This window comes from Polaromonas jejuensis NBRC 106434 (assembly GCF_001598235.1).
GTDB classification, from domain to species: domain Bacteria; phylum Pseudomonadota; class Gammaproteobacteria; order Burkholderiales; family Burkholderiaceae_C; genus Polaromonas; species Polaromonas jejuensis.
Window position 1 is genome coordinate 1 of record NZ_BCYO01000029.1, and the last position, 23,469, is coordinate 23,469.

The 23,469-nt window shown below is 59.4% G+C and carries 28 protein-coding genes and 1 tRNA gene; 4 read left to right on the plus strand and 25 right to left on the minus strand.

The features are described 5' to 3' along the window. Positions 1-299: 299 nt before the first annotated feature. The 22 genes from PJE01S_RS25605 to PJE01S_RS20915 form a co-directional block, all read right to left on the minus strand. A complete protein-coding gene (locus PJE01S_RS25605) occupies positions 300-4,058 on the minus strand; it encodes a hypothetical protein (protein ID WP_068835574.1) in 3,759 nt (1,252 codons plus the stop codon). Positions 4,059-5,014: 956 nt separating this feature from the next. Continuing rightward, a complete protein-coding gene (locus tag PJE01S_RS20825; protein WP_169804410.1) occupies positions 5,015-5,452 on the minus strand; it encodes a hypothetical protein in 438 nt (145 codons plus the stop codon). Between the two features lie 157 nt (positions 5,453-5,609). Continuing rightward, a tRNA-Met gene (locus PJE01S_RS20830) sits at positions 5,610-5,686 on the minus strand. An 18-nt stretch (positions 5,687-5,704) separates the two neighbouring features. Continuing rightward, positions 5,705-6,106 (minus strand): 50S ribosomal protein L17, encoded by a 402-nt coding sequence (gene rplQ, locus PJE01S_RS20835; RefSeq protein ID WP_068835577.1) that lies wholly within the window; start codon positions 6,104-6,106, stop codon positions 5,705-5,707. A gap of 87 nt (positions 6,107-6,193) precedes the next feature. Then, on the minus strand, positions 6,194-7,183 hold the full coding sequence (locus tag PJE01S_RS20840) for a DNA-directed RNA polymerase subunit alpha (RefSeq protein WP_068835578.1): 990 nt from the start codon (positions 7,181-7,183) through the stop codon (positions 6,194-6,196). Between the two features lie 94 nt (positions 7,184-7,277). Further along, positions 7,278-7,901, minus strand: a complete 624-nt coding sequence (gene rpsD / locus PJE01S_RS20845; protein ID WP_068835579.1) for a 30S ribosomal protein S4 — start codon at positions 7,899-7,901, stop codon at positions 7,278-7,280. Between the two features lie 134 nt (positions 7,902-8,035). Next, complete coding sequence (gene rpsK, locus PJE01S_RS20850; protein WP_007869288.1) at positions 8,036-8,440, minus strand: 30S ribosomal protein S11; 405 nt, start codon at positions 8,438-8,440, stop codon at positions 8,036-8,038. Between the two features lie 13 nt (positions 8,441-8,453). Beyond that, positions 8,454-8,819, minus strand: coding sequence for a 30S ribosomal protein S13 (gene rpsM, locus PJE01S_RS20855; protein ID WP_068835580.1), 366 nt, complete (start codon positions 8,817-8,819; stop codon positions 8,454-8,456). Between the two features lie 25 nt (positions 8,820-8,844). Next, on the minus strand, positions 8,845-8,958 hold the full coding sequence (gene rpmJ, locus PJE01S_RS24765) for a 50S ribosomal protein L36 (RefSeq protein ID WP_011481465.1): 114 nt from the start codon (positions 8,956-8,958) through the stop codon (positions 8,845-8,847). 28 nt (positions 8,959-8,986) lie between these two features. Then, entirely contained in the window at positions 8,987-9,205 is a 219-nt protein-coding gene (gene infA / locus PJE01S_RS24770) for a translation initiation factor IF-1 (protein ID WP_007869286.1), read from the minus strand. A 6-nt stretch (positions 9,206-9,211) separates the two neighbouring features. After that, positions 9,212-10,531 (minus strand): preprotein translocase subunit SecY, encoded by a 1,320-nt coding sequence (gene secY, locus PJE01S_RS20860; RefSeq protein WP_068835581.1) that lies wholly within the window; start codon positions 10,529-10,531, stop codon positions 9,212-9,214. Between the two features lie 20 nt (positions 10,532-10,551). Continuing rightward, positions 10,552-10,983: a 50S ribosomal protein L15 gene (gene rplO, locus PJE01S_RS20865; RefSeq protein WP_068835582.1), complete on the minus strand. Its 432-nt coding sequence runs from the start codon at positions 10,981-10,983 to the stop codon at positions 10,552-10,554. Between the two features lie 13 nt (positions 10,984-10,996). Next, positions 10,997-11,179: a 50S ribosomal protein L30 gene (gene rpmD / locus PJE01S_RS20870; protein ID WP_068835583.1), complete on the minus strand. Its 183-nt coding sequence runs from the start codon at positions 11,177-11,179 to the stop codon at positions 10,997-10,999. A 12-nt stretch (positions 11,180-11,191) separates the two neighbouring features. Beyond that, entirely contained in the window at positions 11,192-11,710 is a 519-nt protein-coding gene (gene rpsE, locus PJE01S_RS20875; RefSeq protein ID WP_068835584.1) for a 30S ribosomal protein S5, read from the minus strand. A 17-nt stretch (positions 11,711-11,727) separates the two neighbouring features. Further along, a complete protein-coding gene (gene rplR, locus PJE01S_RS20880) occupies positions 11,728-12,093 on the minus strand; it encodes a 50S ribosomal protein L18 (protein ID WP_007869273.1) in 366 nt (121 codons plus the stop codon). An 11-nt stretch (positions 12,094-12,104) separates the two neighbouring features. Continuing rightward, complete coding sequence (gene rplF / locus PJE01S_RS20885; RefSeq protein ID WP_068835586.1) at positions 12,105-12,638, minus strand: 50S ribosomal protein L6; 534 nt, start codon at positions 12,636-12,638, stop codon at positions 12,105-12,107. 24 nt (positions 12,639-12,662) lie between these two features. After that, a complete protein-coding gene (gene rpsH, locus PJE01S_RS20890) occupies positions 12,663-13,058 on the minus strand; it encodes a 30S ribosomal protein S8 (RefSeq protein ID WP_068835588.1) in 396 nt (131 codons plus the stop codon). A gap of 18 nt (positions 13,059-13,076) precedes the next feature. Beyond that, complete coding sequence (gene rpsN / locus PJE01S_RS20895) at positions 13,077-13,382, minus strand: 30S ribosomal protein S14 (RefSeq protein ID WP_068835590.1); 306 nt, start codon at positions 13,380-13,382, stop codon at positions 13,077-13,079. 8 nt (positions 13,383-13,390) lie between these two features. Next, positions 13,391-13,930: a 50S ribosomal protein L5 gene (rplE, locus tag PJE01S_RS20900; RefSeq protein WP_068835592.1), complete on the minus strand. Its 540-nt coding sequence runs from the start codon at positions 13,928-13,930 to the stop codon at positions 13,391-13,393. Positions 13,931-13,932: 2 nt separating this feature from the next. Further along, positions 13,933-14,253 carry a 50S ribosomal protein L24 gene (gene rplX, locus PJE01S_RS20905; protein WP_068835594.1) on the minus strand — a complete coding sequence of 107 codons (321 nt, stop codon included), beginning with the start codon at positions 14,251-14,253 and terminating at the stop codon, positions 13,933-13,935. Positions 14,254-14,262: 9 nt separating this feature from the next. Beyond that, positions 14,263-14,631 (minus strand): 50S ribosomal protein L14, encoded by a 369-nt coding sequence (rplN, locus tag PJE01S_RS20910; RefSeq protein ID WP_007869247.1) that lies wholly within the window; start codon positions 14,629-14,631, stop codon positions 14,263-14,265. 387 nt (positions 14,632-15,018) lie between these two features. Then, positions 15,019-16,605 carry a glycerol-3-phosphate dehydrogenase/oxidase gene (locus tag PJE01S_RS20915; RefSeq protein ID WP_068835595.1) on the minus strand — a complete coding sequence of 529 codons (1,587 nt, stop codon included), beginning with the start codon at positions 16,603-16,605 and terminating at the stop codon, positions 15,019-15,021. A 143-nt stretch (positions 16,606-16,748) separates the two neighbouring features. Here PJE01S_RS20915 and PJE01S_RS20920 point away from each other — a divergent pair, with 143 nt between their 5' ends. The 4 genes from PJE01S_RS20920 (at position 16,749) to PJE01S_RS20935 (ending at position 20,497) form a co-directional block, all read left to right on the plus strand. After that, positions 16,749-17,516, plus strand: coding sequence for a DeoR/GlpR family DNA-binding transcription regulator (locus PJE01S_RS20920; RefSeq protein ID WP_068835596.1), 768 nt, complete (start codon positions 16,749-16,751; stop codon positions 17,514-17,516). Positions 17,517-17,557: 41 nt separating this feature from the next. Next, a complete protein-coding gene (gene glpK / locus PJE01S_RS20925; RefSeq protein ID WP_068835598.1) occupies positions 17,558-19,135 on the plus strand; it encodes a glycerol kinase GlpK in 1,578 nt (525 codons plus the stop codon). A 78-nt stretch (positions 19,136-19,213) separates the two neighbouring features. Beyond that, a complete protein-coding gene (gene proC, locus PJE01S_RS20930) occupies positions 19,214-20,053 on the plus strand; it encodes a pyrroline-5-carboxylate reductase (protein ID WP_068835600.1) in 840 nt (279 codons plus the stop codon). 201 nt (positions 20,054-20,254) lie between these two features. Continuing rightward, entirely contained in the window at positions 20,255-20,497 is a 243-nt protein-coding gene (locus PJE01S_RS20935) for a hypothetical protein (protein ID WP_068835602.1), read from the plus strand. Positions 20,498-20,607: 110 nt separating this feature from the next. Here PJE01S_RS20935 and ubiA read toward each other — a convergent pair whose 3' ends face one another. The 3 genes from ubiA to PJE01S_RS20950 all read right to left on the minus strand — a co-directional run bounded on the left by ubiA (position 20,608) and on the right by PJE01S_RS20950 (position 23,131). Continuing rightward, the gene (gene ubiA / locus PJE01S_RS20940; protein ID WP_068835604.1) at positions 20,608-21,477 is read right to left on the minus strand and encodes a 4-hydroxybenzoate octaprenyltransferase; all 870 of its coding nucleotides are present in this window, start codon (positions 21,475-21,477) and stop codon (positions 20,608-20,610) included. A gap of 42 nt (positions 21,478-21,519) precedes the next feature. Continuing rightward, positions 21,520-22,044: a Dps family protein gene (locus PJE01S_RS20945; protein ID WP_068835606.1), complete on the minus strand. Its 525-nt coding sequence runs from the start codon at positions 22,042-22,044 to the stop codon at positions 21,520-21,522. 109 nt (positions 22,045-22,153) lie between these two features. After that, positions 22,154-23,131 (minus strand): LysR substrate-binding domain-containing protein, encoded by a 978-nt coding sequence (locus PJE01S_RS20950; protein ID WP_068835608.1) that lies wholly within the window; start codon positions 23,129-23,131, stop codon positions 22,154-22,156. Positions 23,132-23,469: the final 338 nt, after the last annotated feature.

Here is a 23,469-nt window from a genome sequence, read left to right on the forward strand (position 1 = left end):
CGAACGGTCGACAGCGAGCGGCAGGTATCGAGCCGCCCAGTGGCATTCGATGAGCTGTTCAGGGGCACTGCAAGTCCATTACTTCACAGGACCAGGGCGCGCAGCTCACAGAGCTTTGATTGAGCCTCGCGCCTCCCAGCACTGCATCCGTTGGTTTCGAGGGATCATGGCCGCAGCGTTGTGCGGGCAGCAAGGTGGGAGTTCCCGGACACATCTGCGCGGGCCATCCTCAAATCGGAGGAGGGCCGCCGCCCGAAGGCCGGTGGAGCGGCCGGCCCTCCAGGCGGTTGCTGCGGAAGTCAGCGCTTTAGCATGCTCTTGTCCGCCTCGATGTCTGCCAGCTCCGCATATCGCAGCCAGGTTTCTGCGATCCGCGTCAACATTGCGACCACCCGAGGCGACTTTTGCGCTGCATTTGCCCAGCCTTGGTAGGTGTGGGCCAAGTTGCGCTCTTGCCCACCGCCTTCTTGATAGGCCTTGGAGTAAACGCCCCGCATATTGATGCGTTCGACCTCTAATCCACGCTCAACTCCATCGGCGACTAGTCCCTCGATCACCGTGCAAACGGTCGCAGGCGGCCAAGCGCCAGTTTCAGTGTCGGTTGGCGCATGAGCCAGTAGCTGTCCGACGTACTCGTCCCCGATAGCCGCCCGCCCACGCTCACTGGCAAGGCGACGCACCTCGTCCACCCAAGTCCGAAGCACAACAGCATCGATCTCACTTCCTTGTTGTCCCGGCAGGCGATGGAACGAGCTGAGCAGTTTGTATGACGTTTTGGCTCGTGCACGCTCCTGATCTGTTGGAATGCGATCTCGCGGATCATCCTTGCTGGCGAAAACGTGGGTGAGCACTTCCACGTAGAAAGCAGGATCCTCGGCCATGAACTCGTGCAGCACCAAGGATTTCGCTTCGCGTTCTATGAGCGGCAAGTAAGCGTATTCACGCCTTGCCAGATCCTGCCTCGACACGTCGTCTCGCCCGCTGAGCGTCTCGAAAACGTCCTTGAGGTAGTAGGAAAGCATGTTCGAGATCGCAATGTCACCCGCTGCAAGCTCCTGGAGCGCGTCATCAAGGAGGCCCATGAGCACATCGCTCGGAATGTCCTTGGCCCGGCGATGGATCATGTTGATCACATGCAGACTCCGGTTGACCCGGCGGAGCTCTTGAACCGCAAAAAGCAGGTCCTCCGTCGAACTCTGCCAAGGCAGGGTCCCTGCGTACCGCCAGTAGGCGTCATGCCGATCCTTACCAAGCGCTTCCACATATGCCCAGGTCTCCCGATCCCGAGGCCACGCTGCCAGGAACTCGGCCACCTGGCGGTTCGAGACACACCGAGGCACAACCAAATCGCGCATACGCGCTTTCCATTCATCACCCAGGCGAGTGCGGGCTGCGCCAGAAAGCATCACTGCAATCTGCGCTTGCTCGCCGCCTGCATCCCAGAACGCAAACATCAACGATTCGGTGTCGTTGAGCGACAGAGGTAGGCTTTGGACTGCAGGCCCCATCGACTGAGGGAGCTTTGCCGTTTCAGCCAGACGCAAGATGCCCGCTTGGCCTTCTGACTCCCAAAGTCGGAACAGGGCATCGGCACGGGCACGATCGACGGCGGCAATCTCGTCGCCATCGCGCTCTCCAATGTGCGGGGTCCAGTCATCGAAAAGAAAGCGAATCTTCGCGACCTGATCCGTTGGCGCGTGCCGCTCAATGATCTCCCGGATCGCGGAGAGATCTTCTCCCTTCAACGCCCAGTCAGAGTCCTCAAAATACGCGTGCTTCGACGCCTGTTCCCGTAGCGCGTGCCAGAGTGGATTCCCGTGGCCATCCATGTGCTGCTGAAGGTATTGATCGATTAGCTCCAACACCTGGGATCGACTAGCTGGCTGGAAGTTCGGCAGCGCCTCGACCAAGGCGATCAGGCGCTCCTCGTTACCTTGCGCCATTTTCATGGCACGACCCACAATCTCAGTTTCCGTGTCCCACACCAGTCCGAAGGTGATTTCCTCGGCCGCCACGGGCGAGGCATCCCGCAGTTTGGGCTTTTGTGTGGGCGAGCTGGTGTCGTGTGAGCGCGGCAACAGCTGCATCAGCAGATCCCACCCCATAGACGGAACATGACGCAGGATCGCGTCGATGGCGGCGATGCGCTGGCTCAACTTCGCGTGCGTGTTCGGAGACCAGCTAATGAAGATTGCCCGGAGGCTGTTGAGCGGCCGGTTGCCATTTCGCGAGGATGGCGTTGGGTCGACCTCAGCCAGCCTGGCCAACACAAGTGCGCTGCGCTGTAGGTACGCGGGGTGCCACGCGAGGACCTCCAACGCCCACAAGATATACGTGTGTGGGCTTGTCGGGCCGAACATGAAGTCGTCTTCGCCCTGAGCCGCAAACAGGTGCTTGGCCGCCTCACCGTCGCCCTCGAGCATAGACTCGAGGGCCTCCAAAAAAGGGTTGGGGGCGGCCTCCGCTAGAAGTGATGCCTGGTCCAAGATGGGCTCCAGCCATTTGTGCCCTTTGGCGAAGCCAGGAAGTTCCCGCACGATACTGTCGACATACTGCTGTGGGGTCGTTTCGTTGAAGTGAAGCCCGCCCACCTCTGGCATCGCCGCGAACATCAATAGGGTGAGGGCTATGCCGTCTCGTAGCCACGAGCTGTAGTCTGCCGGCGGCTTGTACTCGAGGCTGAACCGCTCATCCCGAGTCGGACGCGGGACCGCATGACTGAAAACCTTGATTGCAGCCTCGCGCAGCCGTTGAAGATCCTTGCTGTCCACGAGATGCCCATAGAACGGAAAGGCATCGACCGGCGCGCGCACCTGCCACACTTCGTTTACGCGATCCAACGGCGGGTCCGACAAGGTCATCGTCGGGCGAATCAAGGCCTCCACAGCGTCATAGTCGCCGTGCCCCGCCAGCGCAGCCAACACGTCGGTGTCCAACTTGGAGTTGACGGTCCAGCCACCTGCAAGCAAGGCCGGCTTCAAATTGTTGGCGTGCTGCGCCCATTGCGCCGGCTGAGCAATCCCGGACGGTCGTAGGCGCCGCAGAACGGTCAGGCTGCGGCCACAGCGAAGCGCGAGCTCGTAGCCGTCCTCCCTGGGAATACCCATCGACACCATTGCTTCCGCCATGGCGCTGGCGGTCGGGCGAGCGAGGTTGGCGTGCTGACGTCTCTGAACGCCCGTCGCGGCGGCCAGGGTCGGGCCACGTTGACCGAGCATGCCAGTCAGATTCTCGGCTGACTTCCAAGCCAGAAAGACAAGGTTTTTCCGGCCCGTCAAGAACTGGGCGGCCTGCTCCGACTCCACGATCAAGGTCCGTGCCTCAAGCAATCGACGCTGATCCTCGGGGGCAGAACGGATGGCCGCCACTGCGAACGCGATCACCTCTTCAGCGGACTCGGCGCCGAGCATAATGTTCTGAGGCCTACCGCCGAGCGCCTGCAGCAGCTGCTGGCGCTGTTCATCACGATCACACAAGAGAACCTGCCCAGAGAGGGTGGGCTTGAAGCCTGTGCTGTATCGCTCCCAGAACTCGTCGGTGCTCAGCGCGTCATGGCGCGGGGCCGTTTCAAGAACGCGGCGGGCGTATGTCGCGGCGACGGCCGGATGCTCCTCGAGCCATTGCACGAGCGCAACACCGTCGATGTACTTCACGTCGAGCCATTTGCTCTCGCCCTTTTTTTCAGCTACCCAATCAACGAGGGTCGTCTTCGGGACGTCCCAGCGGCACAGGTTCACGATGACCAGTGTGTTCTCTCGCATGATCGCGGGATCGGTCTTTCCCGTGCGCTTCTCGTAGTCGCCATCAGCCTTCCCGCGCCCGGGCGATACCCCAAATTCCCACTTGGACTTCTGACCTGGAACCACGGAGATCGCCTCCGTGGTCTCCAGATCCCCGTCGAACCCTCGGATCTGCGCGGAGTCGCCTCCTGGAAAACGGAATTGGCTTGCATCGGCTACTGTGGCTCGGATCAGATCACCGACCATGTCGATGAGCAACGCGCGTGCGTCAAGCCGTTCTGACCAGCGCTTCAGATCGCCTTCAGAGATCCATTGCATTGATTGCCTCCCAAAAGTGTTGTTGTCCGCATTCAGTATTCATCATCGGCCTTCTCCACGACGCAGCACCAATTGTCTTGTGGTCCTAGCCGTGGACCCAACCACTCACGCAATTGGACTGTCATCTTCCCCTGCGGTATTGGAGTTGCTCATACCTACCACTTTGCAATCGCTGTTGAACACAAAGACAACGGACCTCCAGAATAGGGAGACAAAAGCTTGCGTCACTAGCAACTATTAGCGGTGCAACACGAAAACGGAAAAAACCATGAAAAAAGCCGCCAAGGTTGCGCATGCTGAGGGCAGAGGCGTGGCGGCTATGTTGGTTTGGATTCTAGCGCTTTTATTTATAAAGCATGGGTCAGGTACATCGAAGCTACAGTGTGGCGATTCAGTGTGCCGCAACGTTGTGGCGAGCATAGAAACACCCCGGTAGCAGTTTGAATAGGTGTAGGTCAGCAGTCAGTCTCTACGCATAGATCTCAACTAGGAATAGTTGCCGCACGATGAACGACGCCAGCCCCCATGGTGGGAAGCGCGAGGAGCCGGCGAATTCTATACATAGTCCCAGCGCTTGCAAGAACCGTATCAACAAGTCCTGCGCGCGGAACCTCCATAACTTGGTGTCCGGCGCGTCAAGCCGTGCGAGCGCCTTCTCCTTCGTCGTGAGGTCGGCCTCGGTGAAAGAGATGCCCGTGGCGGTCTCTGAAATGGGACTACCGCTGCACACTGCCGCCGCGACTATGTCTAGTACTTCGAAGGTGCTCCCCGTGTTCCGCCGCGCCACACCTGCATCAACGCCAGGGCGCCAGGACGAACTATTCCTAGTTGAGATCTATGCGTAGAGACTGCTATGTAAAGCTATCCATAGCCGTCTTGAGCTGACTTCCGCAGCATGGTCTATACCAGCATAACTTCGTGAAATGATCAGCGGTTACCGTCCCAGGCACGGGTGGTCAGCGTACCCGGAATCCGCACGAGGCCCCCCGGGTTCCCGTCGAAGACGGCATTCGGGAGTGAAGACGACGCGAAACCTCAAACGGCACATCGTCAACAAGTTCGTCTTCATCTGTGAGCCGCCACAATCGAAAGCCACCGTCGGCTCCGGCCTCTCCCACCATCGAAACCAGACCGTAGACCGCATGCCGGGCTGCGGCCTTTCCGCGGTCGAACTGCTGAAGGTGTGGGCCTTTGACCTCAAAGAGAGCGATGCCGTCTCCTTCTTTGCGGCGCTTGATTTTCAATGCGAAGTCCGGAAAGAACCCTGTCCCGCCAGACCATTTGTACAGGCTCACGGAGTCGGGGCGCGAAGCGCCTACAGGGTTGTGATACCACCACTCGACCTTATTGGCGGTGTCAAAAAGCTCTGCAGACTCCCGTTTCTGGGGCGACAAGGTATCGGAGTATACGCCGTGGGTACCCAATGGTCGCAATTGCAAGTTCCCAAAAATGTTGGGCTATAAGCGGGCTAGAAATGGGCTATGAGTGGGCTACAAAGCAAAACGCCCACATGAAGTGGGCGTTTGCTACCAGCCTAGACGGCATGGATGTTGGTTGCGCGGGCAAGATTTGAACTTACGACCTTTGGGTTATGAGCCCAACGAGCTACCAGGCTGCTCCACCGCGCGATATGTATTTATTATAGCTTACTTTGCTTCAGCCACATCAGCTGTAGTGTCTTCCGACACTTCAGGGCGATCCACCAACTCAACCAGCGCCATAGGTGCATTGTCGCCGACGCGGAAACCCATCTTCAGGATACGCGTGTAGCCACCAGGACGAGCCTTGTAGCGAGGGCCCAATTCAGCAAACAGCTTAACCACCATGTCCCGATCGCGCAGACGGTCAAATGCCAGGCGCTTGTTCGCAAGCGTAGGCTCCTTGCTGAGCGTAATCATTGGCTCGACAACGCGGCGCAATTCTTTGGCCTTAGGGAGCGTGGTTTTGATGACTTCATGCTGAATCAGTGAGTTCATCATGTTACGCAGCATGGCGAGGCGGTGCTCGCTGGTGCGGTTTAATTTACGTAGTCCGTGTCCGTGGCGCATAGTGCTTCCTTTCTTTAATATCCAGGCAGCCGTATCAGGTACTGCCTGTGCACTATCTCATCATGATGATGAGATTTTCCGACTCAATTAACGCTTGTCGAGGCCTGCAGGAGGCCAGCTTTCAAGACGCATTCCAAGTGTCAGGCCGCGAGAGGCCAGCACTTCCTTGATCTCATTGAGAGATTTCCGTCCCAGATTGGGGGTTTTCAACAGCTCATTTTCAGTACGCTGAATCAAATCGCCAATGTAGTAAATATTTTCTGCTTTCAGGCAGTTTGCCGAGCGCACGGTGAGTTCAAGCTCATCGACGGGACGCAGCAAAATGGGGTCAAACTGCTGCGAACTGCGCTGGACTGGCGCATCGAATGCAGCCAATTCATTGCCTTCCAACTGAGCAAAAACAGCCAGCTGCTCAACCAGAATTTTAGCCGATGCACGCACCGCATCTTCTGCCGTCACGGCACCGTTCGTTTCAATCTCAAGAACCAGCTTGTCCAGATCGGTGCGCTGCTCGACACGAGCGCTTTCGACGGTGTAGCTCACGCGCTTGACGGGGGAGAACGAGGCGTCCAACACGATACGGCCAATCGACTTCGGCGATTCGTCACCATAACGGCGCACATTGCCAGGCACATAGCCGCGGCCATTTTCAACCTTGATCTGCATATCGATCTTGCCGCCTTGCGACAGGTTCAGAATCACATGCTCAGGATTGATGATTTCCACATCATGGGGCGTCTGGATGTCGGCAGCGGTCACAGGACCTTCGCCATCCTTGCGCAAGCTCAAGGTAACTTCATCACGATTGTGCAGTTTGAACACCACACCTTTGAGATTCAGCAGAATGTTAACAACATCTTCCTGAACACCATCAATGGAAGAGTACTCATGCAAAACACCAGCGATGGTCACTTCTGTCGCAGCGTGGCCAACCATGGACGACAGCAATACGCGGCGCAGCGCGTTGCCCAGCGTGTGGCCATAGCCACGCTCAAAAGGCTCCAGAGTCACCTTGGCGCGATTGACGCCAAGCTGCTCAACATTAATAGTTTTTGGTTTCAACAAATTAGTCTGCATGCAGTCTTCCTCTCAATACCCTCGGTTCGTTACACCGATAAGGCCGGCGAAGCACACCCTGGCGATACGGTGCCCCGTATCGCAGGAACGAAAATTAGCGTGAGTACAACTCGACGATCAACGATTCGTTGACGTCGGCGGCAAACTCATCACGGTCAGGCACTTTCTTGAAGACGCCTTCGCCCTTGTCAGCGTTCACATCCACCCATGCAGGCAGGCCAACTTGCTTGGCCAGCTCAAGCGCTTCCGTGACGCGAGTCTGCTTTTTGGACTTTTCGCGAACAGCAATCACATCACCGGTCTTGACCATGTAAGAAGGAATGTTCACAGAGCTACCGTTCACGGTAATGGCCTTGTGGGAAACCAGCTGGCGTGCTTCTGCTCGCGTGGAGCCAAAGCCCATGCGGTAAACCACGTTGTCGAGCCGCGACTCCAGAATGAACAGCAGATTGGCGCCAGTGTTGCCCTTGCGGCTATCAGCTTGTTCAAAATAACGGCGGAATTGCTTTTCAAGCACGCCGTACATGCGCTTGACTTTTTGCTTTTCACGCAATTGCAGACCGAAGTCCGACGTACGGGTACCGGAGGTACGGCCGTGCTGACCTGGCTTGGAGTCAAATTTCGCCTTGTCGCTGATAGAACGACGTGCGCTCTTCAGGAAAAGATCGGTGCCTTCACGGCGGGAGAGTTTGGCCTTGGGGCCGAGATAACGTGCCACTTGAATATCCTTTTGATCTGCTGCAACTGCTGCAGGAGCCTTCGGTGTTAACCTAACGGCGGTGGGCTTGACGAAAAATGTCTAATGCCTGGCTGCTTGCATTGCAAGCAGCCAGGCATGATAAGACAAGGCGATTAAATACGGCGACGCTTTTGGGGGCGGCAGCCGTTATGAGGAACAGGGGTCACGTCGGCAATCGAATTGATTCGAATGCCCAGCGCGCCCAGTGCCCGCACAGATGATTCACGTCCTGGACCAGGGCCCTTGATTTCAACATCAAGGTTCTTGATGCCTTGCTCAATGGCGGCACGGCCAGCCACTTCCGATGCAACCTGGGCTGCAAAAGGAGTCGACTTGCGTGAACCCTTGAAGCCCTGGCCACCAGAGGAAGCCCAAGACAACGCGTTGCCCTGGCGATCCGTGATCGTGATGATCGTGTTGTTGAAAGAAGCGTGGACGTGGGCAATGCCATCCGCCACGTTCTTGCGTACTTTCTTGCGAACGCGCTGCGCGGCGTTATTGCTTGGTGATTTTGCCATGACGACCTCTCAATTATTTCTTCAACGAAGCAGCGGCTTTACGCGGCCCCTTGCGGGTACGGGCGTTGGTCCGGGTACGCTGGCCGCGCATTGGCAGGCCGCGACGATGACGGAAACCACGATAGCAACCGATGTCCATCAGGCGCTTGATGTTCATCGTGGTTTCACGACGCAAATCGCCCTCGATGGTGAACAGAGCAATCTGGTCACGAATTTTTTCCAGATCGCCGTCAGTCAGATCTTTGACTTTCTTCGCGTAGGCAATGTCACATGCTTCGCAAATTTTGCGAGCACGTGTACGACCTATGCCAAAGATTGCAGTCAAGCCGATTTCGGCGTGCTGCTGCGGCGGAATATTGATACCAGCGATACGAGCCATGTGCGTCCTCTAAATCTCTTGAAAATCAGCCTTGACGCTGTTTATGGCGTGGATCTGTACAGATCACGCGAACAACGCCTTTACGGCGGATGATTTTACAGTTGCGGCAAATTTTCTTAACCGAAGCTGAAACTCTCATTTCTTTCTCCTAAACTTTCACTTTGTGCTTACTTGGCACGGAACACTATTCGTGCACGCGATAAATCGTAAGGTGTCAATTCAACTGTCACCTTGTCGCCAGGAAGAATGCGAATGTAGTGCATCCGCATTTTCCCAGAGATATGTCCTAGTACAACATGTCCATTTTCCAGTTTGACCCGGAAAGTTGCATTTGGGAGGTTTTCGACAACCTCACCCTGCATCTGGATCACATCATCTTTAGACATTTCCCATCAACCACCTAACGACGTCTTGAAGTTTGCCTTTTTCAACAACGATTCATACTGCTGCGACATCATGTAATTCTGTACCTGGGCCATGAAATCCATGGTCACCACCACAATAATCATCAATGACGTACCACCAAAATAAAACGGCACGTTGTATTTCAAAATCAAAAACTCTGGCAACAGGCACACGAAGGTGATGTAAACCGCACCCGCCAGCGTCAAACGCACCAGGATCTTGTCGATGTAACGTGCTGTCTGATCACCCGGCCGAATTCCTGGTACGAAGGCACCGCTCTTTTTCAGGTTGTCTGCGGTCTCGCGGCTATTGAATACCAAAGCCGTGTAAAAGAAGCAGAAAAACACGATCGCGCTGGCATAAAGCATCACATAGATGGGCTGGCCCGGGGTCAGCGTGCTGGCAATGTCTTTCAGCCAACGCATGCTTTCACCGGTACTGAACCAACCTACCACCGTAGCAGGCAACAAAATGATGGACGATGCGAAGATCGGAGGGATCACACCCGCCATATTCAGCTTCAGCGGCAGATGCGAAGCCTGCCCACCATACACCTTGTTGCCAACCTGCCTGCGGGCATAGTTCACAAGAATCTTGCGCTGCCCCCGCTCAATAAACACCACAAAATAGGTCACCAGCACAACAACAGCGACGACCACGATTGCAACAAGAATGCTCATGGCACCGGTACGCACCAGCTCAAGCAGCCCACCCATTGCATTGGGCAAGCCCGCAGCAATACCTGCAAAAATCAGAATCGAAATACCATTGCCAAGACCACGCTCGGTGATCTGCTCACCCAGCCACATCAAAAACATCGTACCGGCCGTCAGGCTGAATACCGCCGTCATCCTGAATCCAAAGCCCGGCGCCAGCACCAGGCCCGGTGAGCTTTCCAGCGCGACTGCAATCCCCATGGACTGGAACAAGGCCAAGCCCAACGTTCCATAGCGGGTGTATTGCGTTATCTTGCGGCGACCAGCTTCACCTTCTTTTTTCATCTGCTCGAATGTGGGAATCACATAGGTGAGCAGCTGCATGATGATGGAGGCCGAGATGTACGGCATGATGCCCAAGGCAAACACCGTGAATCTCGACAAGGCGCCGCCAGAGAACATATTGAACAAATTCAATATGCCGCCCTGCTGGCCCTTGAACAGCTCTTTCAGCTGGCCAGGGTCAATGCCCGGAACTGGAATATGCGCACCGATGCGGTACACCACCAGTGCCAGCAGCAAAAACACGAGCCTGTTGCGCAGGTCACCGAACTTGCCGGTTTTTGCAATTTGAGCCGAGTTGGTTGCCACTGATTGGTCCCAGTCAAGTATTAAGCAATGGAGCCGCCAGCGGCTTCAATCACGACCTTGGCGCCCGCCGTAGCAGCAATACCGCTCAGCTTGACCGCTTTCGTCAATTCACCAGATTTGATCACCTTGACGTTCTTGGCCAGTTGGCCCACCAGGCCAGCTTGCTTCAGCGCCAACAGATCAACTTCGGCCAAGCCGAGCTGCTCCAATGCGGTGAGTGTGACCTCGGCATTGAACTTGAGCAGATGGGACTTGAAACCGCGCTTCGGCAAGCGGCGCTGCATAGGCATTTGACCGCCTTCGAAGCCCACTTTGTGATAGCCGCCAGAGCGGGACTTCTGTCCCTTGTGGCCGCGTCCAGCCGTTTTACCCAGGCCCGAACCAATGCCACGACCGACGCGTCGTTTGGCATGTTTTGCGCCCTGGCCAGGCTTGATTCCGTTCAATTCCATGTTGAGTCTCCGCTCAGATAACCTTGACCAGATAACTGATCTTGTTGATCATGCCGCGCACTGCGGGCGTGTCCTGCAATTCGCTGACGCTGTTGACGCCACGCAGGCCCAGACCACGCACAGTCGCGCGGTGTGATTCCTTCGTGCCAATCGGGCTGCGAACCAGCTGGACTTTTACTTTGGTTTCTTTGGTCATTTCAATGCCGCCTTAGCCGAAGATTTCTTCGACTGATTTTCCGCGCTTGGCCGCAATTTCAGAGGCCGTCGTGGAGTTATTCAGTGCATCCATCGTGGCGCGCACCATGTTGTAAGGGTTGCTCGAACCATGGCTTTTGGCCACGATGTCGGTAATGCCCATTACTTCAAAAACAGCGCGCATGGGACCGCCAGCGATGATGCCGGTACCCTTGGGGGCCGGCGCCATCATGACGCTGGCGGCACCGTGGTGACCGAACACATTGTGGTGGAGCGTACCGTTCTTCAACGAGACCTTGGTCATGTTGCGGCGCGCTTCTTCCATGGCCTTTTGCACGGCTGCCGGCACTTCTTTCGACTTGCCCTTGCCCATGCCAACGCGGCCGTCACCGTCACCAACCACGGTGAGTGCAGCGAAACCGAGAATACGGCCGCCCTTCACCACTTTGGTCACGCGGTTGACCGCGATCATTTTTTCCTTCAGACCATCGTCTGGAGCGTCGTTTTGCGATTTTGCTTGAAACTTAGCCATACTTAATTCCAGTCTGCTTAGAACTGCAAACCAGCTTCGCGAGCCGCATCAGCCAGCGCTTTGACGCGGCCGTGGTACGCAAAACCGGCGCGATCAAACGCCACTTTTTCCACACCTGCTGCTTTTGCCTTTTCGGCAATACGCTTGCCAATGGCTTGCGCAGCAGCAACGTTTCCACCTTTACCCGAGGCGCCAATTTCCTTGCGAACTTCCACTTCCGCGGTGGAAGCAGCAGCCAGAACCTTGGTGCCGTCGCCAGAAATAACGCTGGCGTAAATATGCAGGTTGGTACGATTTACGGTCAAACGGGCAACGCCTTGCGTAGCAATGCGGATACGGGTTTGACGTGAACGACGAAGGCGCTGCTCTTTTTTGGTCAACATGATGCAGCTCCTTATTTCTTCTTGGTTTCTTTGATCGTGATTTTTTCATCCGAATAACGGATGCCCTTGCCCTTGTAAGGCTCGGGAGGGCGAACTGCACGCACTTCAGCGGCGATCTGGCCCACACGTTGGCGATCGGAACCCTTGATGACTACTTCCGTAGGCGTTGGGGTTTCGACCTTGATACCAGCCGGCATGTCCATCACCACAGGATGGGAGTAACCCACCGTGAGGTTCAGCTTGGCGCCTTGCGCCTGGGCCTTGTAACCCACGCCAACCAGGCTGAGCTTCTTCTCGAAGCCCTTGGTCACACCCGTCACCATGTTGTTCACGAGCTGGCGCATCGTGCCGCTCATGGCATTGGCTTCACGCGAGTCATTGGCAGGCGAGAACGTCAGCTTGCCGTCATCGTTCTTGATGCTAACAAGCGCGTTTTGCGTCAGCGCCAGAGCACCGAGGGCGCCCTTGACATTAATCTGGTCTTCTTTGATGGCCACTTCCACACCCTGGGGTACGGCGACCGGCATTTTTGCTACACGAGACATTTCAGTTTCTCCTCAATGCCGCCGTTAGGCCACGTAGCACAGCACTTCGCCACCGATACCGGTAGCGCGTGCCTTGCGATCCGTCATGACACCCTGGGGCGTCGTGACAATTGCCACACCGAGGCCATTCATGACCTGGGGAATGGCGCCATGACCTTTGTAAACGCGCAGGCCGGGGCGGCTGACGCGCTCGATGCGCTCAATCACGGGCTTGCCTGCGTAATACTTCAGGGCGATTTCCAATTGGGACTTGCCATCATCGGTCTTGACAGAAAAGCCATCAATGTAGCCTTCATCTTTCAACACCTGTGCAATGGCAACCTTGACTTTTGAAGACGGCACCAGCACAACGGCTTTTTCAACCATTTGTGCATTGCGGATGCGGGTCAACATGTCGGCGATAGGATCACTCATACTCATTTGCGGTTCTCCTATTGCTTACCAGCTTGCCTTGGTGATACCAGGGATATCACCAGCAAAAGCCAACTCACGGATCTTGGCGCGAGCCAGGCCGAATTGACGGAACGTACCGCGTGGGCGACCCGTGATCGCGCAGCGGTTGCGCTGACGAGTCGGGTTGGCGTTGCGGGGCAACTTTTGCAGCTCAAGACGGGCCAGCGCACGCTCTTCATCGGAGCGCTTGGCGTCGGTCGACGTCGCCTTGAGTTCAGCGTATTTCTTGGCGAACTTGGCGGCGAGCTTGTCGCGCTTCAGTTCACGTTGCAGTAATGCTTGTTTTGCCATATCCCGCCTCAGTTCTTGAACGGAAAACGGAAGGCGGTGAGGAGGGCTTTGCACTCTTCATCGGTCTTGGCCGTTGTGGTAATGCTGATATTGAGACCGCGCAGGGCATCGACCTTGTCGTACTCAATTTCAGGGAAAATAATCTGCTCTTTGACGCCGATGTTGTAGTTGCCGCGGCCATCAAAGGCACGACCGGAAATACCACGGAAGTCACGCACGCGGGGCAGAGCCACGGTGACGAAACGATCGAGGAATTCATACATCTTCACGCCACGCAGGGTCACCATGCAACCGATAGGCAGGTCTTCGCGGATTTTGAAACCAGCGATCGCCTTCTTGGCCTTGGTCACCACAGGCTTCTGGCCGGCAATCTTGGTCATGTCGCCAACGGCGTTGTCCATGACCTTCTTGTCGGCAACCGCCTCGCTCACGCCCATGTTGAGCGTGATCTTGGTGATGCGGGGCACCTGCATGGGCGAGGTGTAGCCAAATTTCTCAATCAGGCTGGGCGCGATTTTCTCGCGGAATTGATCTTGGAAGCGTGCCATGTTTATGCAGCCTTAATTTCATCGCCGCTGGACTTGAAGACGCGCACTTTTTTGCCGTCAGCCAACAACTTGATACCAACACGATCCGCCTTGCCCGTTGCGGCGTTGAAAATCGCCACATTGGATTGGTGAATCGGCATGCTTTTTTCAACGATGCCACCGGTGGTGCCCTTGAGCGGATTTGGCTTGGTGTGCTTCTTCACCAAGTTAATGCCGTCAACCAGCACATGGCTGTCGTCAACGCGCAGCGAAATCTTGCCGCGCTTACCCTTATCGCGACCTGCGATAACGATGATTTCGTCGCCCTTGCGAATCTTGTTCATGGCGCGTCCTTACAGAACTTCAGGAGCCAGGGACACGATCTTCATGAACTTTTCAGTGCGCAATTCGCGCGTCACTGGTCCGAAGATGCGGGTGCCGATAGGCTCCAGCTTGGCATTAAGCAACACGGCTGCGTTGCCATCGAATTTGACGAGCGAGCCATCACCGCGGCGGATACCCTTGGCGGTACGAACGACCACGGCACTGTAAACCTCGCCTTTTTTGACGCGGCCACGTGGCGCAGCTTCTTTGATGCTCACCTTGATGACGTCACCAACGCTGGCGTACCGGCGCTTGGAGCCGCCCAGCACTTTGATGCACATCACGGATTTAGCACCCGTGTTGTCAGCAACATCGAGTTTGGATTGCGTTTGAATCATTTAATTTAGTCCCAACTTGCACCGGAAGGCAGCCTTTTGCTTTCGCTTGAAGCCACCAGCCAATCAGTCTTGGGCCCGTCGTCCACACCGCAAACCACTTGCGATGCTTCCGCTGGGCAGAAGTCCCCGCCTTTAGAGCGAAGCCCTCCATTATGGCAAAAGCGATTTCCACTGTCAACAACCCTTGGTGGAAATATCCCCAAAAAGTTGAAAATACCTGGCAAGCCGGCCGGAGCCACTCCCATCGGCAAGCCCCGGGACGGCAATCCGGGATACCCGGGCCAGCCGAAATTTAACGATGAAATTGGCACCTAGCCCAATACAGAAGAGCCTTAATTGCTATCAATATAGGAGCAAAAGACCTTCATGCCCGCGGCCAAAGCCCCATCAGACCGGCAGGCGCAGGTATTGGCCGCACAGCGCCAAAAAGGCGTCCAGCTGGGGGTCCACGCCGCTCTCTTCCGCCAGCAGCCTGGCCACTTCCGGCGCTATGGCGCGCGCCAGTGCCGCATCCAGGAACAACAAGCGGGAGCGGCGGGCCAGCACGTCTTCCACGCAACGGGCGTACTCGTAGCGCGCCGCAAAACGCACCATGGCCTCGGTCAAGCCGTCGCCCAGCGCATGGCCGGCCCCCGGCAGGGCCTGCACGGCCGCCGCCTCGCAGCCATAGAGGTGCAGACCGGGGGCCGCGCTGATCTTGACGGCCGACTTTTGCGCCCCCACCAGCGGCAGCCGCTCGGTGGACAGGCCGGTGCGCGCAGGCAGCAGCGAAGCGGCAAAGCATTGATTGAGCACATCCTCAGCCATGGCCCGGTAAGTGGTCCATTTACCGCCGGTTACCGTCACCAGGCCGCTTTTGCTGACCAGCACCGTGTGCTCGCGCGACAGCGCCTGGGTGCTGCCGGCGTCCTCATCGGCCGGCTTGACCAGCGGCCGCAGCCCGACCCAGATACTCTTGATGTCGGCCGGCCCAGGCGCGCGGCTCAGGTAACGGGCCGATTCGCGCAGAATGAAATCGACCTCCTCCTTGAACGGCAGCGGCTCGCGGGCCAGGTCATCGCGCGGCGTATCGGTGGTGCCCAGGATGACCTTGCCCAGCCAGGGCACGGCAAACAACACCCGGCCGTCCGCTGTTTTCGGTATCAGCATGGCATGGTCCGTGGGCAGAAACGAACGGTCCACCACGATATGCACGCCCTGGCTGGGCGCGACCATCGGTTTGGCATCCCGGCCAATGGCCTGCCCGTCCTGCAGGCGGAACTGATCTACCCACACGCCGGCCGCGTTCACCACGCAATGGGCACGCAGCTCAAAGGAGCGGCCAGTTTCCTGGTCTTGGGCCTGCAAGCCCGCCAATTTGCCGTTCTCGTGGAGCAGCCCCGTGGCTGCACAGTAATTGACCAGCAGCGCACCCTGCCGGGCCGCCGTGCGGGCCAGCGCCAGCGCCAGCCGGGCGTCGTCGAACTGGCCGTCCCAGTACTTCACGCCGCCCTTGAGGCCTTGCGGCTGCACCGTGGGCAGGCGCTGCAGGGTTTCGTTCCGGCTCAAAAACTCCGTGGCCCCCAATCCAGCCTTGCCCGCCAGGGCGTCATACATCTTGAGCCCCACGCCATAGAACGGCGCCTCCCATACCTTATATGAAGGCATCACAAAAGGCAGCGGCTGCGCCAGGTGCGGCGCATTGGCCAGCAGCGTGGCGCGCTCCCGCAAGGCCTCGCGCACCAGCGAAATATTGCCTTGGGCCAGGTAGCGCACGCCCCCATGCACCAGTTTGGTGGCACGCGACGAGGTGCCCTTGGCAAAGTCATGCGATTCCAGCAGCACCACGGAGAAACCGCGCGCCGCAGCGTCGAGCGCCACGCCCAGGCCGGTGGCGCCGCCGCCAATCACGGCCAGGTCGTACTGGCGTGGCTCGGCGAGACGGCTGATCAGCTCATGGCGCCGTGTTGGCGCTGGCAGGGTGGAGGTGCTCATGGATTTCTTCCCGGTTGGTGTTCGAAGCATTCGAATGCGTTCTATTTTCTTCCTTTGTGTTTGTTTTGTCTAATTATTTGCCCCATAGATATTCCTTTTGTTTCGGTGTAGAGTGTGCACTACCCTTTCATGTAACCGATCGCGTGAACTCCAATCCCCGGCAACTCAAGCTTCTTGACCTCGTGCGCGCCCAGGGGGCCGCCTCTGTTGAGCAACTCTCCGAGCAGCTGAACGTCACGCTGCAAACGGTTCGCCGCGACGTGCAGCGCCTGGCCGATGCCGGCCTGCTGGCGCGCTTTCATGGCGGCGTGCGGGTGCCCAGCTCGACGGTGGAGAACCTGGCGCACCAGCAGCGCGAAAGCCTGCACGCCGAAGGCAAGGCACGTATCGCCCGGGCGGTGGCCCGGTGCATTCCCAACGACTGCTCGCTGATGCTCAACATCGGCACCACCATCGAGGCCGTGGCCAGGGCCTTGCTGCACCACACCGGTCTGCGCGTCATCACCAACAACCTGAACGTGGCGGCCATTTTGTGCGGCAATCCGGACTGCGAGGTCATCGTGACCGGCGGCGTGGTCCGCGCGCGCGACCGCGGCATCGTGGGCGAGGCGGCCGTGGACTTCATACGCCAGTTCCGGGTGGACATTGCGGTCATTGGCATCTCCGGCATCGAGCCGGATGGCAGCCTGCGCGACTTTGACTACCGGGAAGTCAAGGTGGCCCAAACCATCATTGCCCACGCCCGCGAGGTCTGGCTGGCCGCCGACGGCAGCAAATTCAACCGCCCCGCCATGGTCGAGCTGGCCCGGCTGTCACAGATTGACCGCCTGTTCACCGACCAGGCCCCGCCCGAGCCCTTCCCCGGCTTGCTTGAAGAAGCGGACGTGCGCTGCGAAGTCGCCCACGCCTGAGCAAGCCTCACGCCATTCACAACCTCTACCGGACTGACGCCATGACTTATCTGCTCGCGCTCGACCAGGGCACCTCCAGCTCACGCAGCATCGTGTTCGACGCGCAAGGCCATGTGCTGGCCATGGCCCAAAAGGAGCTGCCCCAGATCTACCCCAAGCCGGGCTGGGTCGAGCACGACGCCATGGAAATCTGGCGCAGCCAGCTGGCGACCGCCCGGCAAGCGCTGGAGAAGGCCGGCCTGAAGGCCAGCGACATCCACGCTTTAGGCATCACCAACCAGCGCGAAACCACGGTGGTCTGGAACCGCCAGACCGGCCAGCCCATTCACCACGCCATCGTCTGGCAGGACAGGCGCGCCGAAGCCACCTGCGCCCAGCTGCGCGCGCAGGGCAAGGAAGCGCTGATCCAGTCCAAAACCGGCCTGCCGGTGGATGCCTACTTTTCAGGCAGCAAGCTCAAGTGGCTGCTCGACCATGTGCCCGGCGCCCGCGCGCAGGCCGATCGCGGCGAACTGGCCTTCGGCACCATAGACAGCTGGCTGATGTGGCAGCTGACCGGCGGCGCGCTGCATGCCACCGATGTCAGCAATGCGTCGCGCACCATGCTGTTCAACGTGCACAGCAACCAGTGGGACAGCGAGCTGCTGGAGCTGCTGGAGATTCCCGCCTCCCTCATGCCCGAAGTGAAACCATCCAGCGCGTATTACGGCGAGGTCCGGCCCGAACTGCTGGGCCACGCCATCGTGATTGGCGGCGTCGCCGGCGACCAGCAAAGCGCCCTCTTCGGCCAGGCCTGCTTCAAGGCCGGTATGGCCAAAAACACCTATGGCACGGGCTGCTTCATGCTGATGCACACCGGCCAGCAGTTCCAGACCTCGCGCAACGGTCTGCTCACCACCAGCGCGGCTCAAATAGCCCCCACGCTCGTCGCTTCGCGTACTGCACTGCCCCCCGAGGGGGCGTTGTCCAGCTTGGGGCGGCCCGACGCTGGACAGGCCACGTGGCAGCCTGAATTTGCCATTGAGGGCAGCGTATTTGTGGGCGGCGCGGTGGTGCAGTGGCTGCGCGACGGCCTGCACGCCATCCAGGGCAGCAGCGAAGTGCAGGCGCTGGCGCAGAGCGTGCCCGACTCCGGCGGCGTGATGATGGTGCCGGCCTTCACCGGCCTGGGCGCGCCTTACTGGAAACCGGATGCGCGCGGCACGATTACCGGCCTGACGCGCGGCACCACCCTGGCCCACATTGCACGCGCGGCGCTGGAGAGCATTGCCTACCAGAGCGCCGCCCTGCTGCAGGCCATGAGCCGCGATGCGGTCAGCGCCGGCGCGGCGCCGGTGGCCGAATTGCGCGTCGATGGCGGGGCCTGCATCAACGACTTGCTGATGCAGTTCCAGGCCGATTTGCTGGGCATTCCCGTAGTGCGCCCCGCCGTGACGGAAACCACCGCGCTGGGCGCCGCCTACCTGGCGGGCCTGTCCAGCGGCGTCTACCGCAGCACCGGGGAACTCTCAGGCATGTGGCGCGCCGAGCGCACCTTTTTGCCCACGCTGAGTGCGGACCGCGCCGCCGCGCTGATGGAACAATGGGAGCACGCGGTCAGGCAGACCGTGCTGCAATAAACGGGGCGCCGGTTCGGCGACAATCCGCTACGGGGCGGATGCTTGCACGCCGCCCCAACTCCGCCAGGCAACACATCCATGAACACTCCACACCCCGACACCCGCAACGAACACATCGCCTTCATAGGCGGCGGCAACATGGCCAGCGCCATCCTGGGCGGCCTCCTCAGGCAAGGCCTGCCGGCCAGCCAGATTCAGGTCGTCGAGCCTTTCGCCGAGCAGCGCGCCAGGCTGCAGCAGCAGTTTCAGGTCGCCGTCAGCGAAACGCCCCAGGCCTCCTTGAGCCGTGCCACGCTGGTGGTCTGGGCGGTCAAGCCCCAGACCTTCAAGGAAGCCGCGGCGCAAGCCTGCCCCCATACGGCCGGGGCGCTGCATCTCAGCGTGGCCGCCGGCATCCGTTCAAGCAGCATTGCCCAGTGGCTGGGCACCGAACGCATCGTGCGCGCCATGCCCAACACGCCGGCCCTGGTCGGCAAGGGCATGACCGCCCTCTTCGCCCGCCCCGCCGCGGCCGCGCCTGACCAGCGCGCGGTCGAACGCGTGATCCAGACCACCGGCGACTATCTGTGGCTGAGCCAGGAAGAGCAGCTGGACGCCGTGACCGCCCTCTCAGGCTCGGGCCCGGCCTATGTCTTTTATTTCATGGAGGCCATGATCCAGGCCGGCCTCGACATGGGCTTGAGCCGCGAGCAGGCCCGGAAGCTGGCCATTGGCACCTTTGTCGGCGCCTCGGCGCTGGCCAAGGACGCCGAGGAGCCGCCTGAAGTGCTGCGCGCGCGCGTGACCTCCAAAGGCGGCACCACCTACGCCGCCCTGAGCGCCATGGAGGCCGACGACATCAAGCCCCGCTTCATCCGCGCCATGCAGGCCGCCAGGCAGCGCGCCGGCGAACTGGGTGATGAATTCGGCGCCGGCTGAGCATTTTCCGCATCCAATCAGCCCCCAGCCCTTGCAGAACGGACGCCAAGAGCTATGGTTGTGATAGCAACAAAACACATTGATGATGTGCGTCAACCGCCGCGCGTCCGCCGACGTTAAGGGTGCACGCAGGTGCCGCTTGCCGTCAACCACGAGCCGGCAGCCCCCGCGTAAGTACTTTTCTAAACTCCGGAGTTCCTCATGAAAAAAATCCTGTCCATCCTCGCCAGCGCCGCTGTACTCGCCATGCCCCTGGCCGTGATCTCCACGCCAGCCGCAGCCCAGGCCCCCGCAGCACCCGCTGCAGCACCTGCCGCCGCCCCGGCTGCCGCACCTGCCGCTGCGCCCGCTGCTAAAGAAGCCGCGCCCATGAAGGCCAAAGCCAAGCACAAGGCCAAGCACAAGAGCAAAGCCAAATCGGCTAAAAAAGCAGCCGCTCAATAAGAGGAGCGCAACGCCTCATGGGACGGGTCCAGCGGATCCGACCGATGAAGGTTTCGCAAAGCCCGCCATGCGCGGGCTTTTTTCATGGGGATGGGGGGCACAGGCCCGACTCAAGCGACCAGGTAAGACAAGGCGACGCCGGCAAACACGGTGAATCCCAGCCAGTGATTGAGGCGAAAGGCCTTGAAGCAGTCGCCGCGCTCGCGCTTGCGGATCAGCACCCCGTGCCACAGGGCTTGCAGCGCAGCCACCGCAATCGCTACTGAATAGATAGCTGGCTGCACATAATCCATCAGGGCCACAGCCCAAATGACCAAGAAAACAAGGTAAAACGACAGGACCCCGATCACGTCGAAGCGCCCCAGCGTGATGGCCGAGGTCTTCATGCCGATCAGCAGGTCGTCGTCGCGGTCCACCATGGCGTACTCGGTGTCGTAGGCCAGCACCCAGAACAGGTTGCCCAACACCAGCACCCAGGCCAGCAGGGGCACGCGCGACTGCACCGCCGAAAACGCCATCGGGATGCCGAAGCTGAAGGCCACGCCCAGCACCGCCTGCGGCATGGACACATAACGCTTGGCAAACGGGTACACCAGCGTCACCGCCAGCGCGGCAAACGACCAGGCGACGGTGACGGTATTGGTAGTAAGCACCAACCCAAAGGCCAGCAGCGCCAGCACCGCCCCCACGGCCAGCGCCTCCTTGCTGGACAAAGCCCCGCTGGTCACGGGCCGCTGGGCCGTGCGCTTCACATGCCGGTCAAAGTCGCGGTCGGCCACGTCATTGACGCAGCAACCGGCACTGCGCATCAGAAAGGTCCCCAAGGTGAACACCGTCAGCAACTGCCAGCCCGGAAAGCCGTGCGCGGCAATCCAGAGCGCGGACAGGGTCGGCCAGAGCAGCAGCAGCCAGCCGGCAGGCCGGTTCCAGCGTATCAGTTGCAGATAGAGGGAAAGCTTGCCGGGGCTGCGGTCTGTCATCTTGAAAATCAGGGCCGGACGTGAGGAGCGCTGGCGCTTTTCTTATTCTTCGAGCAGGGAACGCAGCATCCAGGCGGTCTGCTCGTGCACCGTCAGGCGCTGGGTCAGCAGGTCGGCGGTGGGCTCGTCGCTGGCCTTGTCGGCCAGGGGGAACAGCTCGCGGGCGGTACGGGCCACGGCCTCATGGCCCTGCACCAGGATGCGCACCATTTCCAGCGCCTTGGGCGGCGTGGCGGGCACGTCCGGCAGCGAGGCCAGCTTGCTGAACTGCGCGTAAGAGCCAGGGGCGGGATGGCCCAGCGAGCGGATGCGCTCGGCCACCGGGTCCACGGCAGCCCACAGCTCGGTGTACTGCGTCATGAACATGAGGTGCAGGGTGTTGAACATGGGCCCCGTCACATTCCAGTGGAAGTTGTGCGTGGTCAGGTAAAGCGTGTAGGTGTCGGCCAGCAGGCGGCTGAGCCCCTTGGCAATCGCTGCACGGTCCTTTTCACTGATGCCGATGTTGATGCCTGGCGCGGCTTTCACAGGGGCTTTCACGTCAACTTTGGAAGAAGGCTTGGCCATGATTTTCCTTTTTTAAAAACAATTTCAGGGAATCTGCATTTGACGACATCAAAGCGGCGAGCAGCCACAGCCGCCGACTGCAAGCATCATAGAGCGGCCGGCAAAGGCCTCAGGACAGGCGCGTGACACCCGGCAGTTCACAGGCATAAATGGCGTTGCGCAGTGCGGCGATGGCCTCGTAGCGCGTGAAACTGCGGCGCCAGGCCAGCACCACGCGCCGGCTGGGCACATGGCCCTTGAACGGCAGGTATTTGATGTACACGGGAGACTCGGCCCCTTCGGCGTTTTTGCCGCCTTTTTTGGCGGCGGCCTGCTCGGCCAGCGCGCCCTTGGGCACGCCCAGGCGCGGCACCAGCGTGATGCCCATACCGGCGGCCACCATGTGCTTGATGGTTTCCAGCGAGGAGCCCTCGAAGCTCTTGCGTATGCCGTCGGCGCTGCTGGAAAAATGCGCGAACTCGGGGCAGACCTCCAGCACATGGTCGCGAAAGCAGTGCCCCGTGCCCAGCAGCAGCATGGTTTCCTTCTTGAGTTCATCGGCCGACACGCTGCTGCGCGCGGCCAGCGGGTGGGCGCTGGGCACCGCCGCCATGAAGGGCTCGTCGTACAGCGGCGCAATCGCCAGGTTGGTGTCGGGGAAGGGTTCGGCCAGAATCGCACAGTCGATCTCGCCGGTGCGCAGCTCCTCGAGCAGCTTGACGGTGAAGTTTTCCTGCAGCATCAGCGGCATTTGCGGCGTGTGGGCAATCGCCTGGCGCACCAGGTCAGGCAGCAGGTAGGGGCCAATGGTGTAGATCACGCCCAGCCGCAAGGCGCCGGCCAGCGGGTCCTTGCCGCGCTTGGCGATCTCGCGGATGTTTTCGGCCTGCTCCAGCACGCTTTGCGCCTGGCGCACGATTTCCTCGCCCAAGGGGGTCACGGTGATTTCGTTGGCGTTGCGCTCAAACAGCTTGACCTGCAGCTCTTCTTCGAGCTTCTTGATGGCCACGCTGAGCGTGGGCTGCGACACATGGCAGGCATCGGCGCCCTTGCCAAAGTGTTTCTCGCGGGCCACGGCCACGATGTATTTGAGTTCGGTCAGCGTCATGGGCTTATTGTGATGCTTTTCGCGGTGGGGTCGGGCTGCGTTTGTTGAGGTCGTTTCTGGTCTGGCCGGGTTGCCCTTTGCGTGCTTGGGCTGGCCGGGTCTCGCCCCGGCGGGCGAGGCACTTTTCTTTGCTTCGCCAAAGAAAAGTACCCAAAAGAAAGGCGACCCGCAGTCTGGGTCCCTGCGCTGCGCTTCGGGCAACTTGCGCTGCTCGAAGGGGACGGAAATTTTAGAAACTTGTCGGCTTCGCCGCCTTCGGACATCTAAAATTTTTATCCGTCCCCTCCTGCGCTGCTCAGCCCAGCCAGGACGGGTTTGGGGGAAAGAAATCGGAATCG

What these genes read in the sequence shown, in the direction of transcription:
- PJE01S_RS25605 (WP_068835574.1), bottom strand. Translation starts at nt 4,058, where the DNA reads ATGCAATGGATCTCTGAAGGCGATCTGAAGCGCTGGTCAGAACGGCTT.
- rplQ (WP_068835577.1), bottom strand. Translation starts at nt 6,106, where the DNA reads ATGCGCCACGGACACGGACTACGTAAATTAAACCGCACCAGCGAGCAC.
- PJE01S_RS20840 (WP_068835578.1), bottom strand. Translation starts at nt 7,183, where the DNA reads ATGCAGACTAATTTGTTGAAACCAAAAACTATTAATGTTGAGCAGCTT.
- rpsK (WP_007869288.1), bottom strand. Translation starts at nt 8,440, where the DNA reads ATGGCAAAATCACCAAGCAATAACGCCGCGCAGCGCGTTCGCAAGAAA.
- rpsM (WP_068835580.1), bottom strand. Translation starts at nt 8,819, where the DNA reads ATGGCTCGTATCGCTGGTATCAATATTCCGCCGCAGCAGCACGCCGAA.
- rpmJ (WP_011481465.1), bottom strand. Translation starts at nt 8,958, where the DNA reads ATGAGAGTTTCAGCTTCGGTTAAGAAAATTTGCCGCAACTGTAAAATC.
- infA (WP_007869286.1), bottom strand. Translation starts at nt 9,205, where the DNA reads ATGTCTAAAGATGATGTGATCCAGATGCAGGGTGAGGTTGTCGAAAAC.
- rplO (WP_068835582.1), bottom strand. Translation starts at nt 10,983, where the DNA reads ATGGAATTGAACGGAATCAAGCCTGGCCAGGGCGCAAAACATGCCAAA.
- rpmD (WP_068835583.1), bottom strand. Translation starts at nt 11,179, where the DNA reads ATGACCAAAGAAACCAAAGTAAAAGTCCAGCTGGTTCGCAGCCCGATT.
- rpsE (WP_068835584.1), bottom strand. Translation starts at nt 11,710, where the DNA reads ATGGCTAAGTTTCAAGCAAAATCGCAAAACGACGCTCCAGACGATGGT.
- rplR (WP_007869273.1), bottom strand. Translation starts at nt 12,093, where the DNA reads ATGTTGACCAAAAAAGAGCAGCGCCTTCGTCGTTCACGTCAAACCCGT.
- rplF (WP_068835586.1), bottom strand. Translation starts at nt 12,638, where the DNA reads ATGTCTCGTGTAGCAAAAATGCCGGTCGCCGTACCCCAGGGTGTGGAA.
- rpsH (WP_068835588.1), bottom strand. Translation starts at nt 13,058, where the DNA reads ATGAGTATGAGTGATCCTATCGCCGACATGTTGACCCGCATCCGCAAT.
- rpsN (WP_068835590.1), bottom strand. Translation starts at nt 13,382, where the DNA reads ATGGCAAAACAAGCATTACTGCAACGTGAACTGAAGCGCGACAAGCTC.
- rplE (WP_068835592.1), bottom strand. Translation starts at nt 13,930, where the DNA reads ATGGCACGCTTCCAAGATCAATTCCGCGAGAAAATCGCGCCCAGCCTG.
- rplX (WP_068835594.1), bottom strand. Translation starts at nt 14,253, where the DNA reads ATGAACAAGATTCGCAAGGGCGACGAAATCATCGTTATCGCAGGTCGC.
- rplN (WP_007869247.1), bottom strand. Translation starts at nt 14,631, where the DNA reads ATGATTCAAACGCAATCCAAACTCGATGTTGCTGACAACACGGGTGCT.
- PJE01S_RS20915 (WP_068835595.1), bottom strand. Translation starts at nt 16,605, where the DNA reads ATGAGCACCTCCACCCTGCCAGCGCCAACACGGCGCCATGAGCTGATC.
- glpK (WP_068835598.1), top strand. Translation starts at nt 17,558, where the DNA reads ATGACTTATCTGCTCGCGCTCGACCAGGGCACCTCCAGCTCACGCAGC.
- proC (WP_068835600.1), top strand. Translation starts at nt 19,214, where the DNA reads ATGAACACTCCACACCCCGACACCCGCAACGAACACATCGCCTTCATA.
- PJE01S_RS20935 (WP_068835602.1), top strand. Translation starts at nt 20,255, where the DNA reads ATGAAAAAAATCCTGTCCATCCTCGCCAGCGCCGCTGTACTCGCCATG.
- ubiA (WP_068835604.1), bottom strand. Translation starts at nt 21,477, where the DNA reads ATGACAGACCGCAGCCCCGGCAAGCTTTCCCTCTATCTGCAACTGATA.
- PJE01S_RS20945 (WP_068835606.1), bottom strand. Translation starts at nt 22,044, where the DNA reads ATGGCCAAGCCTTCTTCCAAAGTTGACGTGAAAGCCCCTGTGAAAGCC.
- PJE01S_RS20950 (WP_068835608.1), bottom strand. Translation starts at nt 23,131, where the DNA reads ATGACGCTGACCGAACTCAAATACATCGTGGCCGTGGCCCGCGAGAAA.